21 protein-coding genes and 1 pseudogene are annotated in these 14,314 nt (G+C 60.0%); 4 read left to right on the top strand and 18 right to left on the bottom strand.

Features of this window, described 5'->3' with window-relative positions:
- The first annotated feature begins 13 nt into the window (after positions 1-13).
- The 4 genes from ACXAED_RS24395 (at position 14) to ACXAED_RS24380 (ending at position 3,308) form a co-directional block, all read left to right on the top strand.
- Positions 14-865 carry a multiubiquitin domain-containing protein gene (locus tag ACXAED_RS24395; protein WP_475054338.1) on the top strand — a complete coding sequence of 284 codons (852 nt, stop codon included), beginning with the start codon at positions 14-16 and terminating at the stop codon, positions 863-865.
- Positions 862-2,256, top strand: coding sequence for a ThiF family adenylyltransferase (locus ACXAED_RS24390; protein WP_475054336.1), 1,395 nt, complete (start codon positions 862-864; stop codon positions 2,254-2,256). The genes ACXAED_RS24395 and ACXAED_RS24390 overlap by 4 nt, the downstream gene beginning before the upstream one ends.
- Before the next feature lies 1 nt (position 2,257).
- A complete protein-coding gene (locus ACXAED_RS24385; protein WP_475054334.1) occupies positions 2,258-2,629 on the top strand; it encodes a ubiquitination-like system serine protease family protein in 372 nt (123 codons plus the stop codon).
- Positions 2,630-2,702: 73 nt separating this feature from the next.
- A complete protein-coding gene (locus ACXAED_RS24380) occupies positions 2,703-3,308 on the top strand; it encodes a competence protein CoiA (RefSeq protein ID WP_475054331.1) in 606 nt (201 codons plus the stop codon).
- On the opposite strand, the gene ACXAED_RS24375 is transcribed toward ACXAED_RS24380, so the two are convergent.
- The 18 genes and pseudogenes from ACXAED_RS24375 to ACXAED_RS24290 all read right to left on the bottom strand — a co-directional run bounded on the left by ACXAED_RS24375 (position 3,286) and on the right by ACXAED_RS24290 (position 14,313).
- Complete coding sequence (locus ACXAED_RS24375; protein WP_141889230.1) at positions 3,286-3,582, bottom strand: hypothetical protein; 297 nt, start codon at positions 3,580-3,582, stop codon at positions 3,286-3,288. The two genes, ACXAED_RS24380 and ACXAED_RS24375, sit on opposite strands and share 23 nt — an antisense overlap.
- Positions 3,582-5,210, bottom strand: coding sequence for an IS66 family transposase (gene tnpC / locus ACXAED_RS24370; protein ID WP_141889295.1), 1,629 nt, complete (start codon positions 5,208-5,210; stop codon positions 3,582-3,584). The genes ACXAED_RS24375 and tnpC (ACXAED_RS24370) overlap by 1 nt, the downstream gene beginning before the upstream one ends.
- A 62-nt stretch (positions 5,211-5,272) precedes the next feature.
- The gene (gene tnpB, locus ACXAED_RS24365; protein ID WP_141889229.1) at positions 5,273-5,620 is read right to left on the bottom strand and encodes an IS66 family insertion sequence element accessory protein TnpB; all 348 of its coding nucleotides are present in this window, start codon (positions 5,618-5,620) and stop codon (positions 5,273-5,275) included.
- Positions 5,617-6,018, bottom strand: coding sequence for an IS66-like element accessory protein TnpA (gene tnpA / locus ACXAED_RS24360; RefSeq protein WP_167510219.1), 402 nt, complete (start codon positions 6,016-6,018; stop codon positions 5,617-5,619). Before tnpA ends, tnpB begins: the two co-directional genes overlap by 4 nt.
- 794 nt (positions 6,019-6,812) lie before the next feature.
- Entirely contained in the window at positions 6,813-7,109 is a 297-nt protein-coding gene (locus ACXAED_RS24355) for a hypothetical protein (RefSeq protein WP_141889230.1), read from the bottom strand.
- Positions 7,109-7,771: pseudogene (tnpC, locus tag ACXAED_RS24350) on the bottom strand (IS66 family transposase); the annotation flags it as partial. The pseudogene tnpC (ACXAED_RS24350) and the gene ACXAED_RS24355, both read right to left, overlap by 1 nt.
- A 392-nt stretch (positions 7,772-8,163) precedes the next feature.
- Positions 8,164-8,892 (bottom strand): cytochrome c biogenesis CcdA family protein, encoded by a 729-nt coding sequence (locus ACXAED_RS24345; protein WP_323780766.1) that lies wholly within the window; start codon positions 8,890-8,892, stop codon positions 8,164-8,166.
- A 15-nt stretch (positions 8,893-8,907) separates the two neighbouring features.
- Entirely contained in the window at positions 8,908-9,513 is a 606-nt protein-coding gene (locus tag ACXAED_RS24340) for a TlpA family protein disulfide reductase (protein WP_475054328.1), read from the bottom strand.
- Positions 9,510-9,950, bottom strand: coding sequence for a copper chaperone PCu(A)C (locus ACXAED_RS24335; protein ID WP_323780771.1), 441 nt, complete (start codon positions 9,948-9,950; stop codon positions 9,510-9,512). Before ACXAED_RS24335 ends, ACXAED_RS24340 begins: the two co-directional genes overlap by 4 nt.
- Positions 9,947-10,498: an SCO family protein gene (locus tag ACXAED_RS24330; protein WP_475054325.1), complete on the bottom strand. Its 552-nt coding sequence runs from the start codon at positions 10,496-10,498 to the stop codon at positions 9,947-9,949. Before ACXAED_RS24330 ends, ACXAED_RS24335 begins: the two co-directional genes overlap by 4 nt.
- Before the next feature lie 94 nt (positions 10,499-10,592).
- Positions 10,593-11,351 (bottom strand): DsbA family protein, encoded by a 759-nt coding sequence (locus ACXAED_RS24325; protein WP_475054322.1) that lies wholly within the window; start codon positions 11,349-11,351, stop codon positions 10,593-10,595.
- Between the two features lie 62 nt (positions 11,352-11,413).
- Positions 11,414-11,668: a hypothetical protein gene (locus ACXAED_RS24320; protein WP_475054319.1), complete on the bottom strand. Its 255-nt coding sequence runs from the start codon at positions 11,666-11,668 to the stop codon at positions 11,414-11,416.
- Positions 11,669-11,694: 26 nt separating this feature from the next.
- The gene (locus tag ACXAED_RS24315) at positions 11,695-11,970 is read right to left on the bottom strand and encodes a hypothetical protein (RefSeq protein ID WP_475054317.1); all 276 of its coding nucleotides are present in this window, start codon (positions 11,968-11,970) and stop codon (positions 11,695-11,697) included.
- Between the two features lie 3 nt (positions 11,971-11,973).
- Positions 11,974-12,495 (bottom strand): TlpA family protein disulfide reductase, encoded by a 522-nt coding sequence (locus ACXAED_RS24310; protein ID WP_475054314.1) that lies wholly within the window; start codon positions 12,493-12,495, stop codon positions 11,974-11,976.
- The gene (locus ACXAED_RS24305; protein WP_475054311.1) at positions 12,492-13,064 is read right to left on the bottom strand and encodes a DsbE family thiol:disulfide interchange protein; all 573 of its coding nucleotides are present in this window, start codon (positions 13,062-13,064) and stop codon (positions 12,492-12,494) included. The genes ACXAED_RS24310 and ACXAED_RS24305 overlap by 4 nt, the downstream gene beginning before the upstream one ends.
- Complete coding sequence (locus tag ACXAED_RS24300) at positions 13,061-13,531, bottom strand: c-type cytochrome (protein WP_475054309.1); 471 nt, start codon at positions 13,529-13,531, stop codon at positions 13,061-13,063. The genes ACXAED_RS24305 and ACXAED_RS24300 overlap by 4 nt, the downstream gene beginning before the upstream one ends.
- A gap of 2 nt (positions 13,532-13,533) precedes the next feature.
- Entirely contained in the window at positions 13,534-13,710 is a 177-nt protein-coding gene (locus ACXAED_RS24295) for a hypothetical protein (protein WP_475054307.1), read from the bottom strand.
- Positions 13,711-13,842: 132 nt separating this feature from the next.
- Positions 13,843-14,313: a DUF411 domain-containing protein gene (locus tag ACXAED_RS24290; protein ID WP_475054304.1), complete on the bottom strand. Its 471-nt coding sequence runs from the start codon at positions 14,311-14,313 to the stop codon at positions 13,843-13,845.
- Position 14,314 lies beyond the last annotated feature (1 nt).

Genomic DNA, 14,314 nt, shown 5'->3' with positions numbered 1-14,314 from the left:
AAGGACGAACACAATGAAATCGCAAGGAAATGATCCTCGCTTCCCGGTCTTCATCGCTGATGAGAGCCTCAACTACAAAAAACACGTTTTCGATGACCCAAAGGTTCTCGGTCGCCAGTTGATCGAAGCTGCCGGCGGACATCCTGTTGATGAGCATGTGGCAATCGCCATTTTGCCAAATGGGGACTTCGAAGACATTCGCCTCGACGAAAGCTATGATCTGCGCGGTCGCGGTGCTGAGAAAGTGCTGGTCGCGCGGACGGACCGTGTCTTCAAGTTTAAGATCGACGACAAGGATCTTGAATGGCCGCGCGCGTGCATCAGCGGATTTGTACTGCGCAAGCTTGCGGACCTGCCGGCGAACTACAATCTCTGGCAGGAAATTCCGGGCCAGCAGGACCGCAAGATTGCGGACAGCGATGTCATCAATCTCGATGCCAAGGGTGTGGAGCGGTTCATCTCGCTCATCGATCAGACGACGGAGGGGGACACCCTTCCGTCGTTCGATCAGACTTTTCTGGTGGACCACGGCTATCAGTTCGACGTCGTTCAGCAAGGCCGTGAGACCGGCATCATCCTGAAGTCGCTCGACCTGCCGGAAGGCAAATTCAATGTCGAAGCCGCGGACATCCTCGTTCTCCTGCCAGCCGGGTACCCCGACTGCGCGCCTGATATGTTTTATGCATCTCCGCATTTGACGCTGGCGTGTGGTCAGGTCCCGAAAGCCTGTACGGTGCAGCACACCTATGCAGGTCGTGTTTGGCAGCGCTGGTCGCGCCACAACAACGCCTGGCGGCCCGGGATTGATGGTTTGCGCACGATGGTGGCACGGATCAAAACCGCTCTCGCCGAGGCGCGGCCATGAAGGGCCCGTTAGATATTATTCTGGCTGGTCCGCACGAAGCCGGTATCCGGTCCCTGCTCGCGCAGGGTGCCGGTGCCGAGCGTTCCGCCTACATGCTTTTTGGGACGGCGGCGATTGAGAAAGACCCCTGGACGGACACTGCTCGCACACGGCTCGTTTCGCATGCTTTCATCGACCTCGATGATGACGACGTGGTCTCAGCCTCCGAGCGCCACGTGACGTGGCAAACCGACAGCTTCATGCGATTGCTTGGTCGCGCCAAGTCCGATGGCCTGGTTCCCGCCATCGTTCATACCCATCCAAAGGGCCGGGCCCGTTTTTCCAAACAAGATAACCGGAACGAGGCGGAACTTGCGCGGACCGCCCTGACCAAGAGTGCACCCGGACTGATCAGCGTTTTGATTGCGAGCGACGGCGAGATTGCCGTGAGGATTTGGCGCTCGGCCGAAAAGTCAACGGCCATCACGCGTATTCTTCACACAGGACCGCGCCTGACCCTCACCGCGGAGAACGGCAGCAATCTGGGCTTTCTGGACCGTCAAAACCGTCTCTTCGGCGATCAGGCCAATGCAATGATCACGCAGTTTCGCTGCGGCATTTCCGGAGGGGGTGCTACGGGAAGCGCAGTGTTGCCCTTACTGATGCGTCTTGGCGTGCGCGAAGCGGTCCTCTTCGAAAAGGACCATGCTGAAGATACAAATCTCAACAGGCTCCATGGCGCACGACAGGAGGATGTTGATGCTCATCGAGCCAAGGCCGACATTCACGCGCGGACAGTTGCGGAGGCCGATCTTGGCATGTCGTTGGTAACCATCGATGCCTGGGCCGGAGAGCCATGCACATGGGACGCGTTGAAATCTTGTGATGTGATTTTCTGCTGCACGGATGACCACGCCGGTCGGCTTTTTCTGAACCGCTTCGCCCGTTTCTATGGCATTGCGGTCATCGATGTCGGTCTGGCAATGCAGCGTCGCGATGCTCAGTCGTTCGATCTGTTTGCCCGGGTTACCACCCTTGTGCCCGGACACCCTTGTCTGCTTTGCGGCGGGTTCATCAACCCGCAACGCGCTCGCGAGGAAGCCTTGCAGCGAACTGATCCAGAGGCTTATGAAAAACTGAAAGAGGAAGCCTATCTGCTCGGTGAGGGTGACCCCTCCCCTGCCGTTGTGACCTTCACGACAGAGGCGGGTGCCATGGCGGTCAATGAATGGCTGACCGGTATCACCGGGTTTGCCGGAGCAAACGGAATGGCACCGACGCGGATGCGCCGGTTTCACGCGCGCGATGAGCGTTTTCCTGAGATTTCGCCGCGCCCGGGTTGCCCGTGTTGTGATGCAACTGAAACGCTGGGCCGGGGGGACATGACACCCTTTATGGACATGGTGACGTGAGATGAAAAAGCTATTGGCAAACCTGCTTCGGCAGCTTGGAGTGCTGAGGTATGACTATCTGGTGAGCAGGCAGGACGCCTTTCCGCAAACGCCTGAATCAGAACCGGACGAGTTAATCTTGGTCGAGAGCGGCGCGATCCAAAAATGGGCCTGTCTCTCCTGCCCTGGCGGCTGCGGCGAGAGGATCGCTTTGTCTCTCAACCCAGATCGCCGACCTCGCTGGAGCATTAGGACAGATTTCTGGCAGAGACCCACACTCCACCCGTCGGTGCATCAGCAAAATGACTGTGGATGCCATTTCTGGGTCAAAAAGGGTCAGGTTCATTGGTGCAAGGGTGGGCGGCCGCAATCACCGAACAAGAGAATGGAATGACACAAATGGTTTGCGAGCGAATAAAGCGATCGGGGTATCGCGGCACACGGCCCGCACAGGTGGGGGCGTATCGATGCGTTTCGCTTTAGACGAGGGCAAACGAGTTGAAGCCACCCCAGGCGCCAAAGGCAAATGCCCAGGATGTGGTGCAGAACTCATCGCACGATGCGGAACCAAGAAAGTTTGGCACTGGGCGCATAAAGGTCAGCGGCATTGCGACCACTGGTGGGAAAACGAAACGCAGTGGCATCGGGACTGGAAGAACCACTTCCCGTCTGATTGGCAGGAGATCCCAGCTCGAGATGAAGCGGGTGAACTTCATATCGCAGACATCAAGACGCCAAAGGGTTTGGTTGTCGAGTTTCAGCACTCTTACATCAAGCCGACAGAGGCCCGTAAGAGAACGGAGTTTCATAACCCGATGTTTTGGGTTGTCGATGGAACTAGGCGAAAGACGGATCCCAAGCAGTTTCAAACAGCACTGAAAGACGGCTTAGAACACCCAACGAAGGATGGGCTTGTTCAACAGATTTGGGTCTATGATTTACGGCTGATCAAAGAATGGGTTCACGTCGGAGTAATCGTTGCATTCGATTTTGGCAAAGACACAGTTTGGATCCTCCGTCGAATTAAGAACGATTGTAAGCGCCCGATTTTTACCGCAGCGGTTGATTGTTGACGCGGGCGATGATGCCGGGCTCAGCGACGAAGTCTTCGAGGAAGCTGTGCCAAGCCTCAACGGACACTCGTGCTGATGCCAGCATGTCGCGCAATTCGTCGATGCCCTCGTCGGTCAGCGCCGTAATGTAGTCGTCCCGTCCGATGTGGACGCTGACGATGTTGCCGTAGGAGAGGTTGTCGTCGTTGCTGACGATGGCCTCGAGAAGTCCAGGATCCTCGCCCAGCAGGCTGGCGACATGGGCGATGGAGCAGACGTAGGTCGTCGCTGCCATCACGCAGCCTCGCTGCGGCTCTGATCTGCCGGCTTCCAGTTCCAAGGGAGCAATTCGGCCAGCCGGTTGACCATGTGATCGTGGATACGGTCCAAGACATCTGCGAGGTAGGCCTGCGGATCGAGGCCGTTCATCTTTGCCGTCTCGATGACGGTCATGGCGCGGGCGAGCGTTTCACCGCCGGTATCCGAACCCGCGAATAGCCAGTTCCGCCTGCCAACGCCAATGGGCCGCAGCGCGCGCTCGGCGGGATTGTTGTCGATGGCCACGCGCCCGTCCTCCAGAAACAGCGTGAATGAAGCCCAACGGCTCAGCCCGTAGCGGAACGCCTTGGCCAGATCACTCTTACCGGGAATACGGGTGAGCTGCCTTTCGGCCCAGTCCCGGAACGCATCAACCTTGGGCTTGCTTTCCTTTTGGCGCACGGCCAGCCGCAGTTCGGCAGGCTTGCCGCTGATTTCTCGTTCGATGTCGTAGAGCTTGCCGATACGGTCGAGCGCCTCGCGCGCGATTGCGGATTTCGTCGCGGTCCAGACATCGTGAAAGTCGCGGCGAAGATGCGCCCAGCACGCGGCCTCCCGGAACTGGCTCTTGCCGTCCAGGTCCGCGGCATAGAGCTTGGCATACCCCTTGTAGCCATCAGCCTGGAGAATGCCGCTGGTCTCGCCAAGATGGGCGAGGACATGCTCTTCCTTCCAGTCCGGGGCAAAGTGATAGACCGCACCGGGCGGGGCCGTGCCCGCCCATGGGCGCTGATCCCGGACATAGGCCCAGATCCGGCCTTTCTTGACGCCCTTTCCGAGCCCCTTGTCGCGGCGGCCGCGATCGAGAACCCGGATGGGCGTGTCATCTGCGTGCAGAAGATTGCTGGCCATGATCTCGGCCTCGATCTTCTCGATCAGCGGCGCCAGCGCCTTCATTGCCCCGCCGCACCAGTCGACCAGGGTCGTGTCCGGGATGTCTGCCCCCATGCGGGCGAAGATCTCGTTCTGACGATACAACGGCACGTGGTCGTCGAACTTCGAGGTCAGCACATAAGCCAGAAGGTTCGGGCCCGCCATGCTCCGTGGGATCGGACGGCTGGGTGCCGGGCTTTGAACCATACGCTCGCAGCGCCGGCAGGATTTCTTGATACGCGCGATCTCGATGACCTTCAGCTGGGCTGCAATCATGTCGATCAGCTCGCTGACATCCTCCCCGACCACACGCAGATCGCCCCCGCAATCCGGGCAACTGTCGCCGGGGTCAAGCTCGCGGCGTTCGCGCGGCGTGTCCTGCGACACCTTCGGACGGCGGCGCCTCGACTCCCGCGGTTCGGCTGGTTCCGGGGTCTGGTTGTCCGTCTCCGGCTCATCGTCGCCCTCCGGCGGCAGTTCATCCGCCTCGGCGAGCGCAACCTGCAGGTCCTCCAGCGCCAGTTCCAGTTGCTCGATCTCCCGCTCGATCTTTTCCGAACTGGAGCCGAATTTCTGCTTCTGCAATCTGGCAATCCGGACGCGCAGCGCCTGAACCAGCAGATCATGCGCCCGCAAACTGGCGGACATCTTCTGGTTTTCCGCCTGCAACGCGGCGATCATCGCCTTCAGAACGGCGGGATCATTGGGGAGAGGCGTGGCTTCTACGGACATGGTGGTGGATACCATTCTCCAAGGTCGGACGCCATAAAAACAAACGATTCCAGGGAGATAAATCAGCCCGTCCGGGCTGGTGGCGCGCCCCAATCCGGCCTGCGCCAGTCGATCCCCTCCCAGAGCATGGCCAATTGAGCGGCGGTCAGACGCACGCTGCCATCCGTCGCCGCAGGCCATGGGAAACGACCCTTCTCCAGGACTTTGTAATACAGGCAAAAGCCCTGGCCATCCCAATACAGAAGCTTCACCCTGTCGCCGCGGCGCCCTCGAAACGCGAACACGGCACCGTTCGATGGCCGCTGCCTCAAGACATCCTGCGCGATCGCTGAAAGCCCCGCGATACCTTTGCGCATATCAGTGTGACCGCAGGCCAGGTAAACGCGAATGCCGGTTCCCGGGCCGATCATGCCGCCTCCACCGCCTGGATCAAACGGGTCAGCACCGCCGCATCCACATGGGCATCGACCCGCAAGCTGCGACCATTGCGTAGAACCACCTCAATCAACGCCAAGCTCGCTTCAGGGGCGCACGCTTCCTGCGGTTCCGGCGGCGACGTAATATCGACGGGCAGGAATAGCGTCGCGTCGTCTGGCGTCAGAAGCCCCTTCCTCCTCAGCTCGTATCGCCAGGCATAGATCTGCTGCCGCCTGATCTCGTGGCGCTGTGCGACCTGCGACACGGTCGCGCCGTTCACCCCGACCGAAAGCACAATCGCCAACTTCTCGTCGTCACTCCAGCGGCGCCGACGCTCCAAGCCAAGAATTTCGCCCCGCACAGCTGCCTCCCTCCCTGTAGGAGACGTCATTAAAGACGTCTTTATGGACGTTTCTTACCAATCTCCAGGACACACGAGCAGGCGGTTCAAATCGGGCGGTTACGAACGATTGGGTATATGGATTTGAGTACCCGAAACTCAAACTGCTCGAGCATATCTCTGAAAGCAGGCCCATCCCCGATGTGTTATTTGGCCAGCCTGAACGTCGGACAGCAAGATACCATCGCCGCCGGGCCAGATTTTGACTAATAAGGCGGCTTCTTAGCGGCTGATTGTCTGGTGCCTGAAGCGATTCCTAGATTGGCTTCTCAATGTCAGCTTTTAGGTTGTGAGGTTAGTCATTCCGCACGTGCAGCGAATGGCGACTCTCCGCCCGACCTGCACGTGCTAGCCCGCCTGAGTGGTCACTAGGCATGGGACCGCTTCGGGCTGCCTGCGTTGGAGCAGCTCGCCACGTGCGGTGCTATTGGCAGCTGCCCCTGGTGCCGCGCCGCCGCATGACGGCGGTGAGCCCAACCTGTTCCTTGGTATTTTTCGCTGCGTGTGCTCGCAGCTTCAGAAATGCCGCGTGCGCGAGAAATTTGGCGCCGCTGTGCAGCGGTAGGAACGGTCATTCATGCAGACCGCAGCGAGGATCAGAAGTCGAACTCACAGGTCGCGCAGACAAACCTGCCATTGACCCAAGCTGCTCATATGTTCGGCTTTGCCCCATCGCGCCACGCGACGGCTTCGATAGCAGGGTGAACATCGACCTGTTCAGGGCACGGCTCGTTAAAGTGTTCTGATATGGGGGACGTCGTAGATGTATCGTAAGCGCCCGATTTTTACCGCAGCGGTTGATTGTTGACGCGGGCGATGATGCCGGGCTCAGCGACGAAGTCTTCGAGGAAGCTGTGCCAAGCCTCAACGGACACTCGTGCTGATGCCAGCATGTCGCGCAATTCGTCGATGCCCTCGTCGGTCAGCGCCGTAATGTAGTCGTCCCGTCCGATGTGGACGCTGACGATGTTGCCGTAGGAGAGGTTGTCGTCGTTGCTGACGATGGCCTCGAGAAGTCCAGGATCCTCGCCCAGCAGGCTGGCGACATGGGCGATGGAGCAGACGTAGGTCGTCGCTGCCATCACGCAGCCTCGCTGCGGCTCTGATCTGCCGGCTTCCAGTTCCAAGGGAGCAATTCGGCCAGCCGGTTGACCATGTGATCGTGGATACGGTCCAAGACATCTGCGAGGTAGGCCTGCGGATCGAGGCCGTTCATCTTTGCCGTCTCGATGACGGTCATGGCGCGGGCGAGCGTTTCACCGCCGGTATCCGAACCCGCGAATAGCCAGTTCCGCCTGCCAACGCCAATGGGCCGCAGCGCGCGCTCGGCGGGATTGTTGTCGATGGCCACGCGCCCGTCCTCCAGAAACAGCGTGAATGAAGCCCAACGGCTCAGCCCGTAGCGGAACGCCTTGGCCAGATCACTCTTACCGGGAATACGGGTGAGCTGCCTTTCGGCCCAGTCCCGGAACGCATCAACCTTGGGCTTGCTTTCCTTTTGGCGCACGGCCAGCCGCAGTTCGGCAGGCTTGCCGCTGATTTCTCGTTCGATGTCGTAGAGCTTGCCGATACGGTCGAGCGCCTCGCGCGCGATTGCGGATTTCGTCGCGGTCCAGACATCGTGAAAGTCGCGGCGAAGATGCGCCCAGCACGCGGCCTCCCGGAACTGGCTCTTGCCGTCCAGGTCCGCGGCATAGAGCTTGGCATACCCCTTGTAGCCATCAGCCTGGAGAATGCCGCTGGTCTTGTATCAGTATTGATTCAGGGCCATTTTTGAATGCATATGCCACGTCCCGGTATCATGCCGATTGACACGCAGATCTTCGTTATGGACGTGGCGCAGCTCTTGTGCCGTACCGGATAAGTCTTGACCCTCCAGCGCCGGAACATCGCATTGTGTTTGGCAATGAACCGAAAGCTGATCATTGATGTCCCATTCTATACGGGCGAGACGGACTACGGCCAACTCGCCCGGAACGTTCATGCGCTGGATCCAACCGCGAGGATTGACTGGTTGGCTGACTGTCGGCTCGTGCAAATAGAATGCACCTGTGATGCCGGTCTTGTACTCGTGGCGGTGGAACAGACAGGTTTGATCCCCGGATCAATTATCAGCGTTTGACAAGCATTTGGCAGTTACCCGATCCGCCCGAGGACCGGAAAGACACCGAGCAGCCAGTAGGACAGCGCGGTGAGCTGCCCGGTCATCATCGCCAGTCCCATCACAACCATCACCGCACCGGCGGCCTGATGCAGGCGGCGCCCGAACCGTCTGGCACCTCGCAAACGGCCAACAAGCCGATCGGTGAACCCGGCAACAATCAGGAACGGCACGCCGAGGCCGGCCGAATAAACTGCCAGCAGGGTGACACCTTGCCCAACCGTTGCGCTCGCCGCGCTGGCAGTGAGGATCGCGCCGAGAATAGGGCCGATGCAAGGAGTCCAGCCGAAACCGAACGCGAGCCCCAGAACATAGGACGCGGTCGGCCTGCCGCCGGGGATGTCAATTTGGAACCGAAGATCCCGCTCCATGGCGCCGATCCGCGCCGCGCCGATCATGAACAACCCGAACAGGATCACGATGCCGCCGCCGATGAGGTTGAGTTCATACCGCCACCGTAACAGTGCCTGACCCAGGGCCGTTGCCGAAGCCCCGAGTGCCATGAAAATCGTTGAGAACCCGAGCACGAAGCAGAGGCTGAGCCAAAGGGTCTGAGCCCGGCCGGCCTCGGCATCGCCAGAAGTGGTCCGCCCTGCAATATAGGAGACATAGCCCGGCACCAATGGCAGCACACAGGGCGATACGAAGGAGATCGCTCCGGCCAGAAGGGCCGCGATCATCCCCAGAAGTGAAAGATCAGCCATGCGCTATCTCCAATTTCAGTTGAAAATTCCAAGGACACGATCCAGAAGTCCCGGCTCTGGCAAGGGCGCGCGGGTCAACTCATTGATATAGAGAACAAGGTTGACCCGGCCGAACTCCACTCCATGGAAAATGCCCGCATGACGCCCGCCCCATGCGATGATGTGGACCATGGGCGCCTCGCTTTCACGCTCAGACAGGGCAGAGAATGAGGCGGCGGCGGGTGCCGTTCCGTTTTCCACGGCGACACGGCTCCAGTTCGCGTCGTCCCAGCCCGGATCAGGTGCGGTGCCAGCAGTCAGAAAGACAACCATCTCGCGCATTGGCGTGACATTCACCGACTCCTGAACTTCTCTCAGGAGGGCCTGCTGCGCCGCACAGGGGGCGCCACAGGTCCTTGGGATGAAGCTGAGTACCACGATCTTGTCTTTCATATCGTGTATCTGGACAACCGAGCCGCTGGCATCTGTCAGCGCCAATTGCGGTGTCCGGCTCAGGTCGGTCGGTTCGAATGCCGGCTCCCGCTCGGCCATCACCTCGTCGATCCTCTCGCCGGGGTGATGGGCGGAGGCCTCCATGGCAGTCCCAGCTAGCAGCGCGAGGGCAACAACCATGCGTTTCATTCCGCGCTCTCCGGACCGGTGGCGACAATGCCCAGAACCCTCACCTCGACCGCGATCTCACCCGCGGTTTCGAAAGTCAGGGTCAGCGGAAAGCTCGTGCCCTCTTCGAGCTTCTGTGTGAGCTGCATCAGCATCAGATGCATGTCACCGGGCGCAAGCGTCACGGTTTCGCCCTCGGGCAGGTCGAGCGCGTCGAGATGCACCATGCGAGAGACACCGTTTCCGTCTGTTTCGACCGCGTGGATCATCACCATGCCCGCAACCGGGCTAGACACCGACAGCAGGCGGTCGCCCGTATCGCTGGTCAGGCTCAGGTAGCCGGCGCCGGGACGGTTCGCGATGATCGTTGCGCGCGCCCACGGGGAGGTGACTGTCACCTCAGCTATGGACAACGTTGGCAGAGCGGCAATGAATGCCGCACCTAAGAAATGTTTCATCCAGATCGTTCCTCGTTTTCAATCAGGCTTGAGATGTGTTCCGCCAGGTCCCCGGCCGACTGGTCGCTCTCAATGAATACATCCTCGAAACGTCCATCGGGGCGCATCAGGTAGATGTGGCCGGGATGGGCCATGAGATAGCCGTCGGGCGCGGCCTCGTCTTCGGACCGCTCATACCAGACGCGAAAATTGCCGGCCGCCTCGGCCACCTGTGCTTCGGTGCCGGTCAGTCCGACCATTCGCGGATGGAAGGCGGAGACATATTCAGCCATCACCTCTGCCGTGTCTCGCGCTGGATCGACAGTAATGAAGATCGGCACCACGCGCTCGGCCTGCGGACCGAGAGTGTCCATAACACTAGCCAGATAAGCCAGCGTCGTCGGGCAGATGTCGGGGCAGTAGGTGAAGCCGAAGAAGACAAGCTGCCAGCGCCCGGCATAGCTTTCCGCCGTCACGGCCTGCCCGGTGTGATCGGTCAGGGAATAGGCATTGCGGATCGCGGCCTCACCAGTGACAACAGGGGCGGGCAGTTCAGGCGGATGTAACATTCGCCAGAAAAAAGCTCCTGCGAACGTGAGCACAGCCACGGCAGCAAAGCCCCAGATGGCTAGCCGGACCTTGTAAAGGCTCGTTCTCTGCATCTTAAGGTTCTCCAGATAGGTCCCGCGCTTCGGCGATCATGGCTGCGAGCTGGTCTTGTTTCGCAAGCCCGGGCACAATGTTGCCGCCGATAATGAAGGTTGGCGTGCCGGAAATTCCGAGCTGCTGCGCAAGTTCGCGCGACCGGGCGATATGTTCATCGACTTCGGGGGCGTGCATATCGGCTTGAAGCCGTTCGAAATCTAATCCTACCTCATTTGCGGTACGGCGGATCGTGGCTGCGTTGGCCCGAGGTTGTGCCATCAGAGCATCATGAAACTCAGCGTATTTTCCCTGAGCCCGCGCTGCGAGAGACGCACGGGCGGCGGTCTCGGAATCCGGCCCGAGGATCGGAAACTCTCGCATGACAACCCGCAAATCGGGATCCTCGTCAATAAGGGCATTCACCTCCGGCGCAGCCCGCCGGCAATACGGGCAGTTGTAGTCAAAGAACTCGACAATGACGGTGCCGCCATCGGGGTTGCCGAGGCTTGCGGCATTCTGATCGGACTGCAATTCACTTCTAAGATCCGCAATCGCCGCGCGCCGCCTTTTCTCAGTCTCGGCCGCAACCTGGTCCTGGTAAGCCATAATCGAGTCGATGATGACCTCGGGGTTTTCTCTGATCGTGTCCAGGATCAGAGCGTGGATCGCATCCTGCTGCATGTCGCTGAACGGTGTCGATTGCTGCGCGGCGGCCGGACCCACGCCGGTCAGCAAAGCCGTGACGGCGCCGAGAATGCGCGCTCTAATTCCAGTCATGCCATTTCCTTTCGTATCTGCTGCAAGACCGGGGGGGGGTCCCTTCCCCCGGTCCATTTCATTCAGCCCTTGTCCGTCGAGTGGTCGTGCTGCCCCATGTGGTCTGTCATGGCCTGCATCATCTCGGTGCAAGCCTCCATCATAGGTCCCATCTGCTGCATCATGCCCATCATGCCGGACATGTTGCCCTCGCCCATCATCATGCCATTTCCTTGCATCATTTGTCCCTGTGACTCGTCGTTTTGTGCGAATGCGATCGGAGAGGTCAGGGCCATAGCGAGTGCGGCCGAAAGACCGAGTTTGGATGCGGTTTTCATCTTCAGTTCCTTTCCTTGGTTGAAATTCAGTCACTCGTATCGACGGGCGCGCTTTTCGGCGTTTTCTTGGCATCACAGCCCTTGCTTTTGCACATGACGCAGTATCCGGTGGCGCACATCACAGCGCAGGGAGCGAGGCTGAGGATCAGGGGGGGCGCTCCGATTGCAGTTAGCCATCCCCAGTTCAGCGCCATGCCGGCGCCGATGACAGCCATGGCGGCAATCACCAGACCCCTTCGGCCAAGCGGCAGCCGAAAGCCTGGAGACCGGGTCGGGTTTGTCAGGTCAGGTGTGTCAGGCATCGGTCAGTTTCTCCCTCTCGCGATAATGGATTGGAATTGCGCGATCGCCTCAGGGCTGTCCCATTCAGCAGGACCAACCAATCGGCCGAGTTCGCGGCCCTGGCGGTCAATCAGGATCGTCGTCGGCAGCCCATAGGCCGCAAAAGCCATCATGACGCGGATATCTTCAGCCAGGTACATTCCGAGATGTTGAACCCCGATCTCTTCATAGAACCGGCGGATCACCGGTAATCCAGCGCGGTCGATTGAGAGCGGCAGAACCTGGAAATCGTCGCTTCCAAGTCGCGCCTGGAGCGTGTCAAGCGTTGGCATTTCCTCGCGGCAGGGCACGCACCAAGTTGCCCAGATATTCAGCAGCACAACCTTGCCGTGGAAATCATCGAGCGTGAGGTCACTACCTTCGCCATCCACGAAAGGCGGCGATAGCATCGGACGCGGATTGTCATGGAGCTGTATCAAAGGCCGTGCAAAGGCGGGCCCGGATGCCAGCGCCATCGCTCCCGTCAGAAAAAGTCGCCGTTTCATTGCGCGGCCTCCTCTTGCAACCTGCGCACCAGCGGCAGGATTTCCGTCTCCAGGATTTGCCGGTTAAACGGCCCGACGTGCTTGTGTGCGATCCGGCCTTCGGCATCGATCACATAGGTTTCAGGCACGCCGTAGACGCCCCAGTCGATTGCCACGCGACCATCTCGATCCGCGCCAATGCGGGTGAACGGATTGCCCAGCTCGTCCAGAAACGCCTGTGCCTCGGCGGCTGCGTCCTTATAGTTGATACCGTAGATCGGCACTTCGCCCGTTCCGGCGAGTTCCACCATCAGCGGGTTTTCGGCCCGGCAGGGCACGCACCAGGACGCCCAGACATTGACAAGGGAAACGTGCCCCGTCAGGTCGGCCGAGGAGAACCCGTCCTCCCGGCCTTCGATGGGCGGTAGCGTGAATTCCGGCACTGGCCGCCCGATAAGAGCCGAGGGAAGCCGGTCGTCGTTGTTGAAGAGCCCCCAAGAGAAAAATGCGCCAAACCCGGCAAACATGACCAGCGGCAGCAGCATTATCAGGGAATAGCGCCGTGTCCGGCGTTTTGTATCTGAATTCATGACCCATCCTCTTTGCTCTCGCTGATCCGGGCCTGTGCAGCACGCTGGCGTTCGGGCCATGTACTCTTGATGAAGGAGAGGATCTCGATAATCTCTCTGTCGCTCAGAACACCTTGATAGGCGGGCATGTCGCTTTCGTAGCCCGGGACAACTCCGCCGACACCAAGCCGGGTAATATTGAATAGGTCCCGATCCGAATGGTGCCAGGTGTGGCCGGTCTCGTCATGCGGCGGCGCAGGCATGCGGCCGTCGGCATTGCGACGGCGCCAGTCCGGCGCACCCTCAAGATCGGCGCCATGACAGGACGCGCAGGTTTCGGCATAAAGTGCTTTGCCGCGCGCGATCTGCTCCGGTGCGATAACCTCGCCAAGAAAGGTGACCGGCGCCGGTTCGGCCTGCTTGGCACCGGCCCCAACGGCAAAGGTCAAGCCAGAGATCGCCACACCCGCGAATGCAAGCAAAGGCATCCTCATGACGGCGCTCGCAGGTACTTGATAAGTGCGAGCGCGGCGAGCACCAGGACCGCGATCAGGAGAAGCACGACCAGCCCGCCTCCCAGCATCATTCCCATCATCGGTCCGCCCATCATTTGAACCATGCAATCGCCTATGGAACCGGTGCAGGGCCCGCCAACTTGTCCGTTCATTTCGACCTCCTGAAATATCTGCAGAGGAACACGATGCCTGCGACAAACGCGGCTATCCCCGCCAGTGGCACGAGCGTCATCACCAGGATGGCCGCTGCGGTGCCAATCATTTCTGTCAGAATTTCCCCGGCATCACTCATCGGAATAGACCGCCACGCCCTCAGGTCCGAAGGAGTAGATACGCAGCGTGCCAGTCTTCTCCGACGCCATGCCGGGAGCGTTTGCGGGCATGCCCGGCAAGGTGATGCCGGTGATCTCCGGGCGCTCTTTCAGCAGGCGTTCGATGACCTCGGAAGGCACCAACCCGCTCACGGCATAGCCGCCGATCATGGCAAGGTGGCACCCGACCCCGCGCTCGGGCACCCCAGCCTCGACGGAGCGGTCATCGAAATTCCGGTCATCGATCACATTAACCTCGAAACCGTTGTTCCGAAGGTATTCGGCATAGGCATCGCAGCAGCCGCAGCCGGGCGCGCGCCAGATAGTGACGGGTTTAGCCTCTTGGGCGGCAGCGGATGCCATCAATGGTGACGGCGCGTCGCGATCTGTGACGAGGTAGGCGGCGGCAGCTACACCCAAGGTCAATGCAAGTATCTTTTTCATT

It is taken from the genome of Leisingera sp. ABM4_103 (genome assembly GCF_056158685.1).
Note: the sequence above shows the minus strand (reverse complement) of the source record. Positions and strands in the feature narration are given on the sequence as shown.

What these genes read in the sequence shown, in the direction of transcription:
- tnpB (WP_141889229.1), bottom strand. Translation starts at nt 5,620, where the DNA reads ATGATCGGCCCGGGAACCGGCATTCGCGTTTACCTGGCCTGCGGTCAC.
- ACXAED_RS24325 (WP_475054322.1), bottom strand. Translation starts at nt 11,351, where the DNA reads ATGACTGGAATTAGAGCGCGCATTCTCGGCGCCGTCACGGCTTTGCTG.
- tnpC (WP_141889295.1), bottom strand. Translation starts at nt 5,210, where the DNA reads ATGTCCGTAGAAGCCACGCCTCTCCCCAATGATCCCGCCGTTCTGAAG.
- tnpA (WP_167510219.1), bottom strand. Translation starts at nt 6,018, where the DNA reads ATGACGTCTCCTACAGGGAGGGAGGCAGCTGTGCGGGGCGAAATTCTT.
- ACXAED_RS24380 (WP_475054331.1), top strand. Translation starts at nt 2,703, where the DNA reads ATGCGTTTCGCTTTAGACGAGGGCAAACGAGTTGAAGCCACCCCAGGC.
- ACXAED_RS24390 (WP_475054336.1), top strand. Translation starts at nt 862, where the DNA reads ATGAAGGGCCCGTTAGATATTATTCTGGCTGGTCCGCACGAAGCCGGT.
- ACXAED_RS24300 (WP_475054309.1), bottom strand. Translation starts at nt 13,531, where the DNA reads ATGCCTTTGCTTGCATTCGCGGGTGTGGCGATCTCTGGCTTGACCTTT.
- ACXAED_RS24305 (WP_475054311.1), bottom strand. Translation starts at nt 13,064, where the DNA reads ATGAATTCAGATACAAAACGCCGGACACGGCGCTATTCCCTGATAATG.
- ACXAED_RS24320 (WP_475054319.1), bottom strand. Translation starts at nt 11,668, where the DNA reads ATGAAAACCGCATCCAAACTCGGTCTTTCGGCCGCACTCGCTATGGCC.
- ACXAED_RS24340 (WP_475054328.1), bottom strand. Translation starts at nt 9,513, where the DNA reads ATGAAACGCATGGTTGTTGCCCTCGCGCTGCTAGCTGGGACTGCCATG.
- ACXAED_RS24355 (WP_141889230.1), bottom strand. Translation starts at nt 7,109, where the DNA reads ATGGCAGCGACGACCTACGTCTGCTCCATCGCCCATGTCGCCAGCCTG.
- ACXAED_RS24345 (WP_323780766.1), bottom strand. Translation starts at nt 8,892, where the DNA reads ATGGCTGATCTTTCACTTCTGGGGATGATCGCGGCCCTTCTGGCCGGA.
- ACXAED_RS24375 (WP_141889230.1), bottom strand. Translation starts at nt 3,582, where the DNA reads ATGGCAGCGACGACCTACGTCTGCTCCATCGCCCATGTCGCCAGCCTG.
- ACXAED_RS24330 (WP_475054325.1), bottom strand. Translation starts at nt 10,498, where the DNA reads ATGTTACATCCGCCTGAACTGCCCGCCCCTGTTGTCACTGGTGAGGCC.
- ACXAED_RS24290 (WP_475054304.1), bottom strand. Translation starts at nt 14,313, where the DNA reads ATGAAAAAGATACTTGCATTGACCTTGGGTGTAGCTGCCGCCGCCTAC.
- ACXAED_RS24310 (WP_475054314.1), bottom strand. Translation starts at nt 12,495, where the DNA reads ATGAAACGGCGACTTTTTCTGACGGGAGCGATGGCGCTGGCATCCGGG.
- ACXAED_RS24295 (WP_475054307.1), bottom strand. Translation starts at nt 13,710, where the DNA reads ATGAACGGACAAGTTGGCGGGCCCTGCACCGGTTCCATAGGCGATTGC.
- ACXAED_RS24315 (WP_475054317.1), bottom strand. Translation starts at nt 11,970, where the DNA reads ATGCCTGACACACCTGACCTGACAAACCCGACCCGGTCTCCAGGCTTT.
- ACXAED_RS24395 (WP_475054338.1), top strand. Translation starts at nt 14, where the DNA reads ATGAAATCGCAAGGAAATGATCCTCGCTTCCCGGTCTTCATCGCTGAT.
- ACXAED_RS24335 (WP_323780771.1), bottom strand. Translation starts at nt 9,950, where the DNA reads ATGAAACATTTCTTAGGTGCGGCATTCATTGCCGCTCTGCCAACGTTG.
- ACXAED_RS24385 (WP_475054334.1), top strand. Translation starts at nt 2,258, where the DNA reads ATGAAAAAGCTATTGGCAAACCTGCTTCGGCAGCTTGGAGTGCTGAGG.